Origin of the sequence: Pseudoalteromonas sp. THAF3, assembly GCF_009363775.1 — a bacterium.
GTDB lineage: Bacteria > Pseudomonadota > Gammaproteobacteria > Enterobacterales > Alteromonadaceae > Pseudoalteromonas > Pseudoalteromonas ruthenica.
Genome location: NZ_CP045418.1, coordinates 1,987,192 through 2,004,877, shown reverse-complemented (window position 1 = coordinate 2,004,877; position 17,686 = coordinate 1,987,192). Strand labels below are relative to the sequence as shown.

The 17,686-nt window shown below is 49.5% G+C and carries 12 protein-coding genes; 8 read left to right on the top strand and 4 right to left on the bottom strand.

All coding sequences use genetic code 11. From position 1 onward, the window contains the following. Positions 1-238 precede the first annotated feature (238 nt). Genes lpxB through FIU82_RS09185 form a run of 6 tightly spaced genes read left to right on the top strand, consistent with a single transcriptional unit; the run spans position 239 to position 8,125 of the window. The gene (gene lpxB / locus FIU82_RS09210) at positions 239-1,393 is read left to right on the top strand and encodes a lipid-A-disaccharide synthase (RefSeq protein WP_152440919.1); all 1,155 of its coding nucleotides are present in this window, start codon (positions 239-241) and stop codon (positions 1,391-1,393) included. Continuing rightward, positions 1,383-1,979 (top strand): ribonuclease HII, encoded by a 597-nt coding sequence (rnhB, locus tag FIU82_RS09205; protein WP_138588302.1) that lies wholly within the window; start codon positions 1,383-1,385, stop codon positions 1,977-1,979. The genes lpxB and rnhB overlap by 11 nt, the downstream gene beginning before the upstream one ends. Continuing rightward, complete coding sequence (gene dnaE, locus FIU82_RS09200; protein ID WP_152440918.1) at positions 1,979-5,470, top strand: DNA polymerase III subunit alpha; 3,492 nt, start codon at positions 1,979-1,981, stop codon at positions 5,468-5,470. Before rnhB ends, dnaE begins: the two co-directional genes overlap by 1 nt. Before the next feature lie 16 nt (positions 5,471-5,486). Then, positions 5,487-6,443 carry an acetyl-CoA carboxylase carboxyl transferase subunit alpha gene (gene accA / locus FIU82_RS09195; RefSeq protein ID WP_022946673.1) on the top strand — a complete coding sequence of 319 codons (957 nt, stop codon included), beginning with the start codon at positions 5,487-5,489 and terminating at the stop codon, positions 6,441-6,443. A gap of 48 nt (positions 6,444-6,491) precedes the next feature. Next, the gene (tilS, locus tag FIU82_RS09190; RefSeq protein WP_152440917.1) at positions 6,492-7,805 is read left to right on the top strand and encodes a tRNA lysidine(34) synthetase TilS; all 1,314 of its coding nucleotides are present in this window, start codon (positions 6,492-6,494) and stop codon (positions 7,803-7,805) included. Continuing rightward, complete coding sequence (locus FIU82_RS09185; protein WP_152440916.1) at positions 7,778-8,125, top strand: hypothetical protein; 348 nt, start codon at positions 7,778-7,780, stop codon at positions 8,123-8,125. The genes tilS and FIU82_RS09185 overlap by 28 nt, the downstream gene beginning before the upstream one ends. Here FIU82_RS09185 and FIU82_RS09180 read toward each other — a convergent pair. After that, entirely contained in the window at positions 8,050-9,027 is a 978-nt protein-coding gene (locus FIU82_RS09180) for a GGDEF domain-containing protein (RefSeq protein WP_082342223.1), read from the bottom strand. The genes FIU82_RS09185 and FIU82_RS09180 overlap by 76 nt on opposite strands. Positions 9,028-9,169: 142 nt before the next feature. Here FIU82_RS09180 and FIU82_RS09175 point away from each other — a divergent pair, with 142 nt between their 5' ends. After that, positions 9,170-11,137, top strand: a complete 1,968-nt coding sequence (locus tag FIU82_RS09175) for a monovalent cation:proton antiporter-2 (CPA2) family protein (protein ID WP_152440915.1) — start codon at positions 9,170-9,172, stop codon at positions 11,135-11,137. On the opposite strand, the gene FIU82_RS09170 is transcribed toward FIU82_RS09175, so the two are convergent. Next, a complete protein-coding gene (locus FIU82_RS09170) occupies positions 11,134-12,273 on the bottom strand; it encodes a patatin-like phospholipase family protein (RefSeq protein ID WP_022946669.1) in 1,140 nt (379 codons plus the stop codon). The two genes, FIU82_RS09175 and FIU82_RS09170, sit on opposite strands and share 4 nt — an antisense overlap. Before the next feature lie 146 nt (positions 12,274-12,419). Here FIU82_RS09170 and FIU82_RS09165 point away from each other — a divergent pair, with 146 nt between their 5' ends. Next, entirely contained in the window at positions 12,420-13,310 is an 891-nt protein-coding gene (locus FIU82_RS09165) for a DUF3014 domain-containing protein (RefSeq protein ID WP_152440914.1), read from the top strand. Between the two features lie 45 nt (positions 13,311-13,355). Here FIU82_RS09165 and FIU82_RS09160 read toward each other — a convergent pair whose 3' ends face one another. Further along, positions 13,356-15,200, bottom strand: a complete 1,845-nt coding sequence (locus FIU82_RS09160) for a M20/M25/M40 family metallo-hydrolase (RefSeq protein ID WP_152440913.1) — start codon at positions 15,198-15,200, stop codon at positions 13,356-13,358. A gap of 59 nt (positions 15,201-15,259) precedes the next feature. Continuing rightward, positions 15,260-17,440: a M4 family metallopeptidase gene (locus FIU82_RS09155; protein WP_152441488.1), complete on the bottom strand. Its 2,181-nt coding sequence runs from the start codon at positions 17,438-17,440 to the stop codon at positions 15,260-15,262. Positions 17,441-17,686 lie beyond the last annotated feature (246 nt).

Here is a 17,686-nt window from a genome sequence, read left to right as displayed (position 1 = left end):
TTGAAGTTTCAGTAATTATTGAAACTTTGGTTAGTATCCAGACTACTGCTTACGAAGTCAACACAATATTAGCAACATCTAATTTAAAAGAAAGGCACACAGGAAAAATATCAATCAGCTCATCAAGCTAGGCCGTAGAAGGATTGTGCATTTAATAGCAACGAGGTTTTAAGCGCATCGCAAACAGGGTAGACTAGGCGGTTAATAACAACAGCCCAAAGTGGAATCTGTCCCCAATATGAGCGCCACTCAACCTCTTCGCATCGGCATCGTTGCTGGTGAAATGTCCGGTGACATTCTTGGTGAAGGCCTAATAAAAGCCATTAAACAACGCCACCCTGATGCCCAGTTCGTCGGTATTGGCGGTCCCCGTATGAACGCCCTCGGGTGTGAAAGCTTGTTTGATATGGAAGAGCTCTCGGTAATGGGACTCGTTGAGGTGCTCTCGCGCTTGCCTAGGCTGTTAAAGATTCGTAAAGGATTGGTGCAGCACTTTATCGACAATCCCCCTGATGTATTTATTGGCATTGATGCGCCCGATTTTAATTTGCGCGTTGAGCTGCCGTTGAAGCAAGCGGGGATCACCACTGTGCATTATGTCAGTCCTTCGGTGTGGGCGTGGCGACAAAAGCGCATTCATAACATCGCCAAAGCCACCAATTTAGTACTGTCGCTGTTGCCTTTTGAGAAGGCCTTTTATGACAAGTACCAAGTGCCATGCACCTTTGTCGGCCACACCTTGGCCGATGATATCGCTGTAGAGCAAAGCAACCAGCATGCGCGGGCGCAACTGGGGCTCAGTAGCGACGAAAAAGTGTTGGCGCTGTTACCGGGTAGTCGTGGCTCGGAAGTGGGACTACTGACACCCACCTATGCGCAAACCGCCGAGCGTCTGCAGCAAGCCAATCCAGACTTAAAAGTTGTGGTGCCCTTGGTGAACGAAGCGCGCAAAGCGCAGTTCTTAGCGTTGCAACAACAACATGCACCGAAGTTAAACGCGCTATTACTTGATGGTCAATCGAGCTTAGCGATGCAAGCCAGTGACGCGATTCTACTGGCCTCGGGAACCGCCTCACTAGAGGGAATGTTATATAAGAAACCTATGGTGGTGGGTTACAAGCTCAAAGCCATGACCTATTGGATGGTGCAGCATGTGTTTACCTTCACCATCAAATACTTCTCGTTGCCTAATTTATTGGCCGACGAGGAGCTGGTCCCTGAGTTTTTACAGCACCAGTGCAATGTTGATAACTTATGCGCCGCGCTTGAGCCAAAGTTATACGGGGATAATCAAGCCTTGATTGCGCGTTTTACGCAAATCCATAAAGACATTCGCTGCGATGCCAGTGCTCAAGCAGCCAAAGCCGTATTGGAGCTTATTGATGCAAATTAATCGTCCCGATGTTCAGTATATTGCCGGTGTAGATGAAGTGGGGCGTGGCCCGCTGGTGGGGGATGTGGTGACCGCAGCGGTGATCCTTGACCCCAATAAACCGATAGCCGGATTGAGTGATTCAAAAAAGCTGAGCGATAAAAAGCGCACCGCCTTAAGTGCTGAGATAAAAGAAAAGGCATTGAGTTACTGTATCGCCCGTGCCAGTGTCAGCGAGATAGATGAGCTCAATATCTTGCACGCCACCATGCTGGCCATGTCGCGAGCGGTGGCGGGGCTCGATATTACTCCTGACTTTGTCTTTGTTGATGGTAATCGCCTACCGCAACTCGATGTGGCTGCACAAGCCGTGGTCAAAGGCGACGCGCTGGTGGCTGAAATCAGCGCCGCTTCGATTTTAGCTAAGGTGGCGCGGGATGAGGAAATGATAGCCTTGGATGCGCAATTCCCCGAATATGGCTTTGCGGGCCATAAAGGCTACCCAACTAAAGCTCATTTTGCGGCATTGGCCGAACATGGAGCCACCGAGTTTCACCGCAAGAGCTTTAAACCGGTGCAGCGTGTACTCGCCGAGCGGGGGCAATAATGGCCGCACCTGAATTTGTCCATCTGCGCGTTCACAGCGACTTTTCCATGGTTGATGGCTTGGCTAAGACCAAGCCTATTGTCAGTGCGGCGCAAGCACAGCAGCTCAGCGCCTTAGCCATTACCGATCAAATGAACCTGTGCGGTCTGGTGCGTTTTTATGGTGCCGCCCATGGCGCTGGGATAAAACCCATTGTCGGCGCCGATATTTGGCTCAATAGCCCGGAGTTTCCCGATGAGCCTTGTCGTTTGGTGGTATTGGCTAAGAATAACGAAGGCTATAACAACCTCACCTTACTGATTTCTAAAGCCTATTTGCGTGGTCATGTGATGCACCGCGCTATGGTTGACCGGCAGTGGTTGGCGGAGCACAGTGAGGGGCTAATTTTACTCAGTGGCGGCAAAGACGGTGACTTGGGCAAGGCGCTGCTTAAAGGCAATGCCGGAGTGATTGAGGAGATCAGCCAATTTTACCGCCAACATTTTGCCGGCAATTTCTACCTTGAATTAATGCGCACCGGGCGCGCTGATGAAGAAAGCTACTTACATTTGGCCGTTGAGCACGCGACAGCGCATCAACTGCCCGTGGTGGCAACCAATGAAGTGGTGTTTCTTGAGCAGCAAGATTTCGAGCCCCATGAAATTCGTGTCGCCATCCACGACGGCTACACCTTAGAGGATAAGCGCCGACCGAAGCGCTTCTCCAGCGAACAGTATTTAAAAACCCCAGCGCAAATGGCCGAGCTATTCAGTGATATCCCTGAGGCGCTCGCCAATACCGTTGAAATCGCCAAGCGCTGTAACGTGACCGTCCAGCTAGGCACTTACTTTTTGCCAGATTATCCCACTGGTTCGCTGAAAATAGACGACTTCTTGGTTAAAGTCTCTCGTGAAGGTTTAGAAGAGCGGTTGCAATTCCTGTTTCCCGATGAGCAGGTACGCGCTGAGCGTCGCGGCGAATATGACGAGCGCCTGCAAATCGAGCTCGATGTGATTAACCAAATGGGTTTCCCCGGTTACTTCTTAATCGTTATGGAATTCATCCAGTGGTCCAAGGATAACAATATCCCAGTGGGCCCAGGACGTGGTTCCGGTGCCGGTTCACTGGTGGCGTATGCCCTGAAAATTACCGACTTAGACCCACTGCAATTCGATTTGCTATTCGAGCGCTTTTTGAACCCCGAGCGGGTCTCAATGCCGGATTTCGATGTCGACTTTTGTATGGACCGACGGGATGAGGTGATTGATCACGTTTCCAAATTATATGGTCGTGATGCAGTATCACAGATCATCACCTTTGGGACTATGGCCGCAAAGGCGGTGATCCGCGATGTGGGGCGGGTACTGGGCCATCCCTACGGGTTTGTTGACCGTATTTCCAAGTTGGTGCCTGGCGACCCGGGTATGACTTTAGAAAAAGCCTTTGAGGTGGAGCCGCGACTGCCAGAAGCCTACGACGGCGATGAGGAAGTGCGCGATCTCATTGATATGTGCCGTATTCTAGAAGGTTGTACACGAAACGCCGGTAAGCACGCTGGCGGCGTGGTGATATCGCCGACCACCATCACTGATTTTGCGGCGCTGTATTGTGATGAGGAGGGCAAGTTCCCGGTCACGCAATTCGATAAGAATGACGTGGAAACCGCCGGCTTAGTGAAGTTTGACTTCCTCGGTCTGCGTACCTTGACCATCTTGCAATGGGCACTGGATATGACCAACGAGCGCCTAGCCCGTGAAGGCAAGGAGCCGGTGGACATCAATGCCATTCCCCTTAACGACCGCGCCAGTATCGACTTGCTGTTACGGGCCGAAACCACTGCGGTCTTCCAGCTCGAATCGCGCGGGATGAAGGACCTTATCCGCCGCCTGAAGCCGGACTGCTTTGAGGATATGATAGCCCTAGTGGCTTTGTTCCGACCCGGTCCATTGCAATCGGGCATGGTTGATAACTTTATCGACCGTAAGCACGGACGCGAAGAAATCTCCTACCCAGATTCGCAGTATCAGCATGACAGCTTGAAACCGATTTTGGAGCCCACTTACGGGGTTATCCTTTATCAAGAGCAGGTCATGCAGATTGCTCAGGTACTCGCCGGCTACTCACTCGGCGGCGCAGATTTGCTACGTCGAGCCATGGGTAAGAAAAAGCCAGAAGAGATGGCGAAGCAACGTTCAACCTTTGCCGAAGGGGCGCAAAGTCAGGGAATTGACAGCGAATTGGCGATGAAAATCTTTGACTTGGTGGAAAAATTCGCTGGGTACGGATTTAACAAATCGCACTCTGCTGCCTACGCCTTGGTGTCTTACCAAACACTGTGGATGAAAACCCATTACCCCGCTGAATTTATGGCGGCGGTGATGTCAGCAGATATGGATAACACCGATAAAATCGTGACCTTGGTTGATGAGTGCGAGAATATGAAGCTCGCCTTGTTGCCACCGGATGTTAATGCCGGTCTCTACAAGTTTACGGTGAATCGCCAAGGTGAGATTGTGTACGGCATTGGCGCCATCAAAGGCGTGGGTGAAGGACCCGTTGAAGCTATCCTCAGTGCTCGCGAGCAAGGTGGCCCGTTTAAAGATCTCTTTGATTTTTGTGCTCGGGTGGATTTGAAGCGCCTGAATAAACGGGTGATTGAAAAGCTCATTATGTCGGGAGCCATGGATAAACTTGGCCCAGACCAAGTACAAGGTGGACGTGCTATTTTAATGGCCTCACTGCCCGAAGCGATTAAATCAGCCGAGCAGCACAACAAGGCCGAGCAATTAGGCCAAGGCGATATGTTTGGGCTCTTGGCTACCGAACCTGAGGAAGTCAAACAAGCCTTTAAGCGGGTACCTTATTTTACCGATAACCAATGGTTGGATGGCGAGCGCGAAACGCTCGGGCTGTTTTTAACTGGCCATCCCATTAACCAATATCGCAGTGAGCTTAAACATTACACCAGCGGCAAGTTGGTGGATTTAGTGCCCACAGAGCGTGATGTGCAAACCACAGCGGCCGGGCTGGTGATAAATGCACGTACCTTGGTTAATAAAAAGAATAAACGTTGGGGATTGCTGACCTTAGATGACAAGAGTGCGCGAATTGATGTACGCTTATTCCCAGAACAGTTCGAAACTTTCCAAGAATTGCTACAAATCAACAATATCTTGGTTATAACCGGACAGGTCAGCTTTGATAACTTCTCTGGCGGCATTACAATGACCGCCAGAGACGTCTGTACACTCGCTGAGGCCCGTGAAAAGCGCATTAAAGCGATGAAAATGACGGTAGATATGGCGCAAATTGATGCTAACTTCTTCGAAAAGTTAGAGAAAGTGCTGGAACCATATAAGTTCGGTACGTGTCCGATAAAAGTCGTTTATCGCCGGCCGGACGCCTTAGCCGAGCTAGAACTAGGAACACAATGGTGTGTGACGCCAGCGGATGATTTGATTCATAAGTTATCCTTACTGACGGCGCAAGATATCGAATTAGAATTTAATTAAGTGGGTTAATTAGAGCATGAGTCTCAATTATTTGGATTTCGAACTGCCAATTGCCGAATTGGAAGCGAAGATTGAAGAGTTACGCACAGTGAGTCGTGCTGGCGAACTAGATTTAGGGCTGGAAGAAGAAGTCAGCCGTTTAAAAGAGAAAAATGTCGAACTAACTGAAAAGATTTTCTCTGAGTTAGGCGCATGGCAAGTTTCGCAGTTAGCGCGTCACCCTTTGCGTCCTTATACGCGCGACTACATTGAACGTATTTTTACCGAATTTGATGAACTAGCGGGCGATCGTGCCTTCGCTAACGATCCTGCTATTCTCGGTGGTGTAGCCCGTTTAGACGGCGAACCAGTGATGGTGATCGGTCAGCAGAAGGGCCGTGATACGGCAGAGAAGATCAAACGCAATTTTGGTATGCCTAAACCGGAAGGGTATCGCAAAGCGCTGCGCCTAATGGAAATGGCCGAACGTTTCAAAATGCCTATATTCACCTTTATCGACACCCCTGGAGCCTATCCAGGTGTGGGTGCCGAAGAGCGCGGCCAAAGTGAAGCAATTGCTCGTAATTTGAAGGTCATGGCAGCATTAAAAGTGCCAACGGTATGTACCGTGATAGGTGAAGGTGGCTCGGGTGGTGCATTAGCCATTGGTGTTGGCGACCGGGTGAACATGTTGCAATACAGTACCTACTCAGTGATCTCCCCTGAAGGCTGTGCATCGATTCTATGGAAAAGTGCAGAAAAAGCGCCCTTGGCAGCCGAGGCGATGGGTGTGACTGCGCAGCGAGTAAAAGAGCTTGATCTCATCAATACCGTAATTGAAGAGCCTTTAGGTGGCGCTCATCGTAACTACGATGCCATGGCGAAAAGCCTTAAAGCACAGCTTAAGCGCGATTTAGCCGAGCTGCGTGAACATAGCGTTGACGAGATGCTTGATGCTCGCTATCAGCGCTTAATGAGCTTTGGTTACTGTTAAGCCATCGCTAGTAAGGCCGATATTTGTCGGCCTTTTTATTGCCTACCTATGCAAGATACCTTTTCCTCAGAGCTTGATGCTTTACTAAAATGTGCGCCAGACACAAAAGGGTTGGCGGTGGCCCTAAGCGGTGGCCTCGATTCTATGGTGCTTTTAGAATTGGCTTGGCGCTATGCTCAGCGTGAAAACCTAGCGCTGTGTGCTATTCACGTTCATCATAACTTGAGCGCTGATGCCGATCAGTGGTTAGACTTCTGTGCACAGCAGTGTGAGCAGCGTGAGATAGCGTTTTTCAGCGAGCGTGTCCACATTGGCACACAAACGCGTCGTGGTATTGAAGATAAAGCTCGGCAAGAGCGGTATCAAGCACTTGATAGCTGTGCGCCAGCGGGTTATGTGTTGCTACTTGGTCAACACCGCGACGACCAAGTGGAAACCTTCTTTTTACGCCTTAAACGTGGTGCTGGGTTGAAAGGGCTTGGTGGCATGCAGGCGTTGAGCTATTGGCATCAACGGCCGCTATTAAGGCCCCTGTTGGGTTTTTCTCGCGCCGAGCTTAACGATTATGCAGAGCGTCAGGGCCTGCTTCATATTCATGATGAATCAAACGATGATAACGGTTTTGATCGTAATTTCTTACGCAATCAAGCATTACCGCTGCTCAGTGCGCGTTTTAACGGTTTTTATAAAAAAGTCGCGCAGAGTATGGCAATCATACAACGCCAGCAGCGGTTGTTGGATGAAATTGCGCACGATGATATTGCCAACGCCCAGAGCTCACTTAATCTAACATCACTACGTAAGCTCAGCGACGCGCGCTACCACAATGCGTTACGTTATTGGTTACACAGCCATGATGTGGTGATGCCCAGTGAAAAGCAACTACAGGACTTAGCTCAGCAGTTATCGTGCGCTCGCGCTGACAGTCAGATGCAAGTGCCATTGAAGCGTTTGCACGGCTCGCCATGTGTATTACGCCGATATCAAGACCATGCTTATTTGTGCACGGAGCAACCGAGCTTGGAAGCGCAGCGTTTAAGCACTGATTGTACGAGTGTGACGTTGAGTGATGGCACCGTGCTGAGTGCTCAAGCAGGCGAAGGAGTGCGCCCTCTAGAGGGAGCAGAGCAGTTGAGCGTGCGCTTTGGACAGCTAAGTAGCGTAATTCGTCCTCATAATAAAGCGCACTCTAAGAAGTTGTCACAGTGGTTTAAAGCCCTGCAAGTGCCTCCGTGGCAGCGTCAACGCGTGCCGCTTATTTACTACGATGATGTCTTGGTGGCCGTGGTCGGCTATTTCTATAATTATGATTATTTCAGCAAAAACGGAGTGCAATGGCAGTGCAGCGAACGCCCCAAGTAGGTTTATCTTTAGTCAACAAAGCCCCTGCGGCACTAGCCGTTACTTTCACGTTATTAGTGGTGGCGCTGCTGCTGAGCACATTACATGTCAATGTATTGGCATATGCAGGGTTTAGTGGCGTATTATGCGGTGCTTTGTTACTCGCTTACTGGCTAGGCAAGGGCGGCATGTTTTTCGTGCTCGGGATACTGGCACCGCTGGTGAGTGTTATTGCCATTGATATACCCAGCTTTACATCCTTGTTTCAGCTGATTTTGGCATTCTTCTCTGGGTTTTGGCTGCTATTGTGTGTATTTAAGTTAGTGCGCTCTAAAGCGTGACTGTTAGCCTCACCATAATGGGTATCGCGGCCTAAGTTCTTCGCTTGATATAAGGCTTTGTCGGCGCGGGCAAATAAACTCATACTAGAGTCTTTGGCCTCAGCCAAGGCATAACCAATACTGCTTGTCACACCATGACGAGACATCAACGCATTGGCATGCACCGCCTTTTGCACTCGCTCGGCGACAACTTGGTTGGTATCAAAATCGTCGTCGTCAATCAGCACCGCAAACTCATCGCCGCCAAAACGAAAGACCGAGTCGGTACCGCGTACTGAACTTTTTAAGATCATGGCAAACTCTTGTAGAGTTTCATCGCCTACTTGGTGGCCCTGTTGGTCGTTAACCTGCTTAAAGTTATCTAAATCCAATAACATCAAGCTGAAAGGACGGTTCTGACGGCGGCAAACCTCGAGCTTCTTTTCCATGCCAATATTGAAGTCGCTGCGATTATTCAGCCCTGTTAATGGGTCGCGCGTGGCTAGGCGTAACACCCGGTTGTAAGTGAGGGCATTGCGCAGTGGATAGCTGAGTATTTGGTGCCATTGTTTTAGCTGCGTACATAGCTGATCGCTAAACGGGCTGTGGCTGTAGTACACCAGTTGCCCGAGATGTTCTTGTTCAACGTCAATATCGAAGCGATTGGCGACACTGGTGTTGCGGCTGTTGCTCATTTCACTGACGCCCAAACTACTGTGTAATTGCAGGCCATCAAAACTGGCATAAGGCGCTACAAATTGCGCGAACGTATCAAGCAATACCACCACCTCCAGACTACGCTGAAGTTGCTGGGTTAACGCCACGACATTGACCGCAGATTGCGGGCGGCAAAACGATGCCGCTTGCTGCTGATCATGGCTTGATTGTGTATTGGCATAAGTCAAAATGTGGACATTATCCATCTATTGCACTCCCAGACTAAATTCGTAGTGTTTACAAGCGAAAAACATGCCAAATTTTTAAACTGGATATAAAACAAGCCCTTGCTATAGTTAATGGTAAAGTATTAGCCCAGAGTCAGGTCTTTGACGCCAAAGGAGTGCCATGCAACAGCTGTTTATTGAATTGATGGGTCTATTACTCAGTGCGGTGATCTTAGTGTGGATGTTTAAACGCCTTGGATTGCCGCCTATCTTAGCGTACTTAGCCACAGGGTTGTTGGCCGGACCGCATGGATTTGCCTGGCTTGCCAATGGCCATGAAATGCATGGTATCGCTGAGCTTGGCATTGTCTTTTTACTATTCAGTTTGGGCCTCGAATTCTCCCTGCCACGCTTGATTGCCATGCGTAATATCGTGTTTGGTGTTGGCTTACTGCAAGTGGTGCTCACTTCTGCGGTGTTTTTCTTGTTGTTGTGGGGTTTTGCGTTTGACGCGTTGAGCGCGTTTGCCATCGCAACGCTAATGGCGTTGTCCTCTACGGCGGTAGTGGTTAAATGCTTGAAGGATACTGGGCAGCTGCAGAAACGGCGCGGTCAACTCGCTGTTGGGGTGTTGCTGTTCCAAGATTTAGCCGTGGTACCGCTGCTTATTACCATCCCGTTACTGGCCAGTGATACTGAGCAATCATTAACCTATAGTTTGGCAATGGCTTTGGCCAAAGGGGCCGTTGTGTGCACCTTGCTGTGGGCCATCGGCAAATGGTGTTTGCCACGGATTTTCAATGAAGTGGCGCGAATGCGTAATGAAGAGCTGTTTGTATTAACCACTTTATTGGTGACGTTATTTGCCGGTGGGCTAACTTACTGGTTCGGGTTATCCATGGCTTTAGGGGCTTTTTTAGCGGGAATGATGTTGGGTGAAAGCCAGTACCGTCACCAACTTGAAAGTGATATTAGGCCGTTCCGGGACATCCTTATGGGGCTCTTTTTTGTCACCGTGGGGATGCAGTTAAACCTGGCCTATGTATTAACGCATGCCCATATTATTTTCGCCGCGTTAGCGGTATTGATGCTCAGTAAGCTGGTGTTACTGGCTGGTATTGCGCAACTGATGGGGGAGCGCAAAAGCGATGCTTTGAGTGCAGGCCTGATGCTCTGTCAAATGGGGGAGTTCGGCTTTGTATTGGTGGCTTTAGCTGGAAACCAGGGAATTTTTGCCGGTGAGTTGGCGTCGTTTCTCATCGCCTTAGGGGTGTTTTCCATGGCCATTACTCCGTATTTAATAGAGCACTCGCCTAAGTGGGTACATCATCTTTTTCGCGCCAGTACTGAAGCCCCCGAACGCATTGAGTGTGTTGATGAAAGCCTCAGTGAGCATGTGATAATTTGTGGCTACGGGCGAGTTGGACAAAATATCGGGCGTTTTCTTTCCAGTGAGGCGTTGCCTTTTGTTGCCATTGAACTGGACCCTTACCTCGTGCAACAAGGAAGAAATTCCGGTTACCATGCCATGTTTGGCGACGTCACGCAAAAAAGCATTCTTGAGCGTGCAGGAACGGCACAGGCGCGTTTGGTGGTGATTACCTTCACTGATCTTAGCAAGGTACAAATGGTCGCCGAGGTAGTGAAACAAGTCGCGCCGCAGGTGAATATCCTCGCGCGCATGCCCGATGATGCCCATCTTGATGAGTTAAAAGAAAGTGGCGTGTCAGAGGTCGTTCCTGAGTCGTTAGAAGCGAGCCTGATGTTGTCGTCTCATGTACTATTTATGAGTGGGGTGCCGATGAAACGCATTATTCGCCGGGTTAGCCAAGAGCGAGAAAACCGTTACTCCTTATTGCACAGTTATTATATTAGTGATGAGGCGCCACATCGCGATGAAAACACCGAGCGTTTAGAGTACTTGCATGTGTTTGCTTTGGCAGATAACGCCTATGCCGTGGGTAAAACCATCGCCGAGCTCAACCTGCAAGCACGGCGTGTAAGTATTGCCGCACTGCGCCGTCAAGGACGTGAGATAGAAGCGCCCAGTATTGAAACCAGTCTACAGGGGCATGACGTGCTGGTATTAAAGGGCAAACCACGGCGAGTAGAGCGTTGCGAGCGCTTTTTACTTAATGGCGGCAGTTAATCGAGACATAAAAACGCGCGCAGTTGCTCCAGTTGCGCCAGCCCGTCCTGATAACCTAGCTCCATCAAGTGTTGGGTATAGCGGCGTTCAAACAACAAGTAGCTCGGCAAGCTCGACTCACTGTAGCGTTTTACGCCGATACCACGTAGTAGGGTGCGAATGGCCAGCGGCATGTCATCGTAATACTCGCTACTAATGGCATTAAAGTTATGTGATGGGTTGATCACCATTGTATCGATATGCTTGAGCTCACGATGTTTATCTTTCGCGCTCAACAACCCCACCGTACGGTTAATGCGCTCAAGACGCTCTAAATCACCATGCAGTGTGTCAGCAAACACACTGTCCAACAGATGCCCCGCGATATGCGAAATGCCCGGGTAGTGCGGCGCATATTTACGATGTTCCTCTTTGGGCTGTTCAACACCGATAACAAAGATGCGCTCGGCACCAAGGTGAATGGCGCTGGACAGGGGAGACATCTGGTGAATGGAACCATCACCATAGTATTGGTGTCGAATCTTTACGCTGGGAAAGACCACGGGGATAGCACTGGAGGCCATCAGGTGTTCTAAATGGATGCGAGCTTTGACACCCTGACGTTTGGCCCGCCGCCAGGGTTTGGCCTCATTGCTTTGATAGAAGGTAACGGAGTCACCGGTACTGTAGTTAGACGCAGTGACTGCTAACGCATCGAGCACACCACGGTGAATGTTACGGTCGATACGCTCCATAGGCAGCACTTCGGCTAATAACTGCCGCAGAGGGGCATTGTTGAATAAGCTCGCTGGGGCATGGTTGGCGTGCCCAGAGCGAAAGCTCGATAAAATATTTTTTATAAGGTGGCCAAATACATGCGCAAAATCACTGCGATAAACATCGCTGGTGTGAAACTGTCCCCAGACTTGCTCAAGCTTGCGGCTCGCCAAATGAGCACACGAAGCCCAGCATCCAAGCGCCACAGAGTTAATTGCTCCGGCAGAGGTGCCTGTGATCACTTTAAATGGCAGTGGCGCCGTTCTTGGAAGGCTTTGTGTTAGCGCTTTGAGGACACCTACTTGATAAGCGGCTCGGGCGCCGCCGCCGCTCAGTAGCAACGCTGTTCCAGCGCGACCGCAATTAGTTTGCTTTCGCATTGTATTTGCACTTAAATGGACACATAGTGTTAATGTAAAAGATTCTAAAATAAAAAGATATGCTCAACGGCGAGTATACTCGCAGCAATTAGGGCAGATTACTTTTTGAAGATTGGCGATTTTGACTTTTTCATAACGGAGCCTTTATGAGTGAACAACCTACCGAACATGAGAGTAAACGCGGACCCAGCCGTAACAACATCATCCTAGCATTGGTGGTGTTAGTGGTGCTGGCTGTGGTGGTAATTTTTATCGTCAGCAAACAATCTCAACAGCCCTTACCACTTGAGGCCACCCCTGAGCCTGCGCAGTTGCCAGTGGAAGACAAACCTCAGCCTGTTGCAGAGCCCGAGCCTGAAAGTAAACCCCAAGCCGCGCCGACAACCACAGACGTGAGCAACCCCGATGAGCAGCAACAGCGTCCACAGTCTCGTGAAGACGAACAGCCCGAGCCGCAACCCGAGTTGCCGGCCTTGGACGATAGCGATGAGATGGTCAGCGCCAGCTTGCAACAATCACTGGCTCAACCTAGCGCTAATTTGTTGGTCAATGACGACTTGATCCGCCGCACTGTGGTGTTTGTCAATAATCTCGCCGAGGGGCGTGTGGCCACAAACCACTCGCCAGTGGAAAAACTCGAGCAGCCTTTCACAGTGGAAGAGGGCGATGTGCTGACGATGGATCCGAAGAGCTTTGAGCGCTATGACCCGTATGTTGGTATTTTGACCTCAATGAATACCGATCAGTTGGTGGCACTGTATGAACAATATGAACCGCTGATTGAACAGGCCTATGGTGAAGTTGGCGACCCTAACAGTAGTTTTGAGGCGCGCTTAAAGCAGTCGATTGACTTGCTTTTAGAGACACCCGAAATGACTACTCAGGTCCCCTTGTTACGAGATTCAGTCACCTACAAGTACGCTTATTCCGAATGGGAGAATTTACCACCTGCTCAGAAGCAGCTATTACGTATGGGGCCAGAGAATGTTGAGAAGGTAAAAGCGGTATTGAAGAAGCTGCGCGCAGAATTGGATTAATTCAACTTTCGTTAAAAAAGGGGCCATCGGGCCCCTTTGTTATTACTAATTGGCGGTGATCGATAAATTTACACCCGTGGCGCTATTATAGCCGTACAAATCAATGTACCAAGTTCCACTTTGCGGGTTGCTAATGGTACAGGTTTCATTGTTACCATTTTTGTATGGACGGCATTGCCATTGCGACTGACTCGACGGTGAGCCAAGGTTTAAATACAGATCGGCATCGCCGCTACCGCCGGATATACTCACCTGTAATTGCGAATAGCCGCTAGTAAGAGGCTGCTCAAAGCGTTGCCATTGAGAAGACGCGACCGAAATAGGCCCTTCGCTACGATTAATGGGAGTTGGACCGGTTGAACCTGATTGATACTCACCGACCAGGTTGACACCGGAAATGGCATTCCAAGCCTCAACCATCACGTAGTAAGTCCCTGTTTGTGGCGCGCTAAAGCTACAGCTTTCGGTGCTTGATGCCGTGGTACTTTTGCAATCATAGCTACTGAGTGTCGGTGGCGTGCCAAATTGCACGTATAAATCAGCATCACCGCTGCCGCCATAGGTATTAAAGTTAAGATCAGTGGCATCGCTGGGTACATCCATGGTGTAAAGTAGCTGTTCCTTAGCACCAGCGCTAAGGCCAGACTCAACCACACCATTAGTGAGCTCGTTATCACTCGGTGGTGGCGGCGCAGAGCCAGCGCTTTTCGCAAGCTCAGCGAGATAAACACTGGCCAAGCGTGCAAAATTGATGGCATGACTGGCATCAAACTGGTCGTCACTACTGGTGTGAATTCGGTAGTTGATATCACTCATTTTTGATTCAAACGGCATCGAGGCGGCAAAGCCTTGGTTATGCCAAGAGGCATGATCCGAGCATCCGTAACCACATTGATCATAGCCAATAACCAGGTCACTAAGATAAGTGCTGGCAAGGTTTGCCATAAATTGATTCTGGCCGCTGTTGGTATAGTCGGTCATCAATACAATATCTTCAGCTGAGCCGTTATTACCGGTCATATCAAACTGCGCCATGCCCACCACATTGATGCCTTGGCTTTTGTAATCGCTAGCTATAGCGCCGGAGCCTCTGAGTCCCACTTCTTCAGCCGCAAAGCCCATAATTTTGATGGTACGTTTAGGCTTAAAGTCACTGTCGACGACCGCTCGCAGCGTTTCGGTTAATACAGCAATGCCGCTGGCATTATCATCAGCTCCTGGTGCACGACCTTGGCTGGGTGATGATTGGTTAATCGAGTCTAAGTGACCACCAATGATCACCACTTCATCACTTAACTCTTGTCCGGCGATTGTCACCACCACTGAATCTTGAGCCCAACTATGGTTGTAACTTTGCACGGTGATGTCACTGCGACTACTGGCGATTTGTTGCCAGTGGGTGCGTAACCAATCTGCTGCATCAACACCGCTTTGTTGTGAATAATAACGGTTATGAAATGCTGCTAGGGTACTTACGGTGTTATCTAGACGAGTAGTGCTCAGCTCAGCCAGCAGCGCCTGGGCTGCAGCGGGGTTATCGATGCTGTAATTAACAGTGGCAACTGTTTGCGTGTTATTGACTTGAGCCTGTTGCAAGTAGGCTTTCGCCGCTTGCTCAGATTCATGATAAATAAAGCCGCCACAGCGTTTGTACTCATGGTGCATAAAGTCGCTTAGCCGATGTATATGCTTAGGATCTATAGCGATAACATCAACTGCTGTGCCAGCGATTGATTGCGTTGCAGCGCTTTGCCACTGTGTTTTTTGCTGTTTTTGATAGTGCGCCATGGCATGGGCCTCGACCGTGATCCATGCCTTTTCTGGTGCCGCTAAGGCGCTGTTCGTAGCGCAAGTAAGCGCCGCACCGATGGCGAGGTAAGAATATTTCATAAGATGGGTCCTTAAACGAAAAAGGGGCCAGTAGCTGGCCCCTACTCAGGGAGAATGATTTAGTCTGCTTGGATGGATAGGGTGACACCACTTGCTGCGCGGTAGCCACGTAAATCCATATGCCATGTACCTGCTTGCGGATTGCTAAAGGTACAGGTTTCTGAGTTGCCATTGCGATATGGACGACAATCCCAGTCGCTGGTGGTTGATTGCGAACCAAAGTTGACATACAGATCGGCATCGCCGCTACCACCGCTAATGGTTACTGTGAGGTTACTGTAGCCACTGCCAATGTCTTGGCTAAAACGAGCCCAGCCGCTTTGGTTAACACTGATGTTGCTCTCGGTGCGATCAATCGGCGTTGGCCCCGTGCTACCATCGTCATAGTTACCTTCTAAGGTCACATTACTGATCTGGTTCCACGCTTCGACCATGACATAGTACTCGCCGCCTTGAACGGGGCTAATTGCGCATGACTCAGTACTGGTTGATGACGTGCTGTTACAATCGTAATCGTTAAGCGTTGGACGTGAACCGTATTTCACGTATAAATCAGCATCACCCGAACCACCTGAGGTGTTAAAGGTAAGGTTCGTTGCACCTGCGGGCACATTCATAACGAAGAACATTTGCTCTTTCGCCGCACCGGAAATACCTGTACGTGGCACGCCGTTGGTGATTTCTTCGTCAGGTGTTGGCGGAGTTGAACCACAGTCACTACCCGCGCTTAGGCTTGATGTTACCCCTACGGCCGCGAGGGCTGCTTTAACATCATTAGGCTCATAACCAAGATCGCACGCGGCATCCATCACACCGTTACCTGCTAAGTCCCAGTTAGTACTCGCTGTCCAATAAAGCTGGTTAGCACGTGCCATGGTCTTAAAGGCCTTTTGTGTATCCCAGCCGCTGGTGGTTGCCAACAAATAGAAGGCCTTGTTGTACACCCCTGAGCTGTAATGCACATCCATGCCTGAGTAGTAATCTGATTGATTACCAATGGAGCGGCCGTCTTGTGGAGGATTAGCCATGTAACGTAACGCACCATTACCTTTGAAGATTTGCTCACCGACGAGCCAATCATTACTACCCAGCATGTAAGCTTCCGCAGCTTCACCGGCCATATCGGAGAACGCTTCATTTAAGCCGCCTGATTTACCAGAATAAACCAACCCGGAGTTTTGTTCGGTAAAGCCGTGGCTGACTTCGTGTGCAGACACATCAAGGCTGACTAATGGGTAAAAGGTTGTGGCTCCGTCACCGAAGGTCATCGCTTGGCCATCCCAAAACGCATTTTCATAGTTATTGCCATAGTGCACGCGCATACGTAACTGGAATGACAACGGCGCAGTACCAACCCAATCGTTGTACATATTAAACACTACGTTGCCAAAGTAATGGGCATCATTAAGAGGTGAATAGGCGCCATTCACTTGCTGGTAGGTATTTTCTGGGCAGGTAAAGCTGTACGCTGTTGAGCCGCTAGTACCATTATTGAGGTTAATGGTGCGCACATTGGCGTTTTCCATGGTACAAGTGCTGCCAGATTGGCTCACATCCAAATAGCCGTAGTCGGTTCCGTAATTGTATTGTCCGGTTTTCTGGTTGCCGCCTGGGCCGGTGGCATCAGCATGCTGTAAATTGTCGAATTGATGCAATACATTACCGCTTTTGGCGTCGATAATCATGTAGGGACGCGACGGGGTATCACCATAACTGTTGTAGGTCACCTCATAAGCAAGGTGCGCTTTGTTCGCATCGTCTAACCAAATGACTAAGCGAGACTGCTCATTCTCGATGGCAGGCGCTGCTTTGCCTTGATGCATTTTACGATGCATGGCGCGCACTAGTTTGCCTACTTGCTTCTTACTTACCTTGGCGTTTACCGAGGGGACGTCGGCAGCGATGTTATTGACCACGGCGCCATGGGCACGAATAAGCTGATCATCTTTGTTGTAAGTTAGAATGGCATGATCGCCGATAACAGGAATGCCTTTGTGCATTTGCTGATAGCGAAACGTTTTATCGCCGTTTTGACTGTTGTACTGCTTTACAACACTGATACCATCCTGAGTATCAAGGCCGAGTACCGTTGCAGCGGGGGAGGCTGAAACGGCAGTCGACTTTGCCATCATAATATCTTTAATTTGATTTTGTTCACTTAGGTAGGTTTTTTGCGCCGCAATACTCGTTGCGGGCAAAATTGCTGCCAGTGAAACGGCTATTGATAAGGTTGATAGCATAAATCCTTGAGGTTTATTCATTGTTTGCTCCCGATTAGTTTTCCCGAATGGGTGGTGCTGAGCACCGCTAATACTCGTTTGATCCTGCAAACTTCTCCAAAGCGAGCGATTCTAATCTAGTCAAAATGGGTACTAATGTAAAATAAAAGTAAAAATTATTAATTTAAAATTAAATAAATATTAAATTTATCCAGGTTGCTCAATGCCTTGACGAGTAATTTAATGTGTTAAAACGTAATCAAGGTT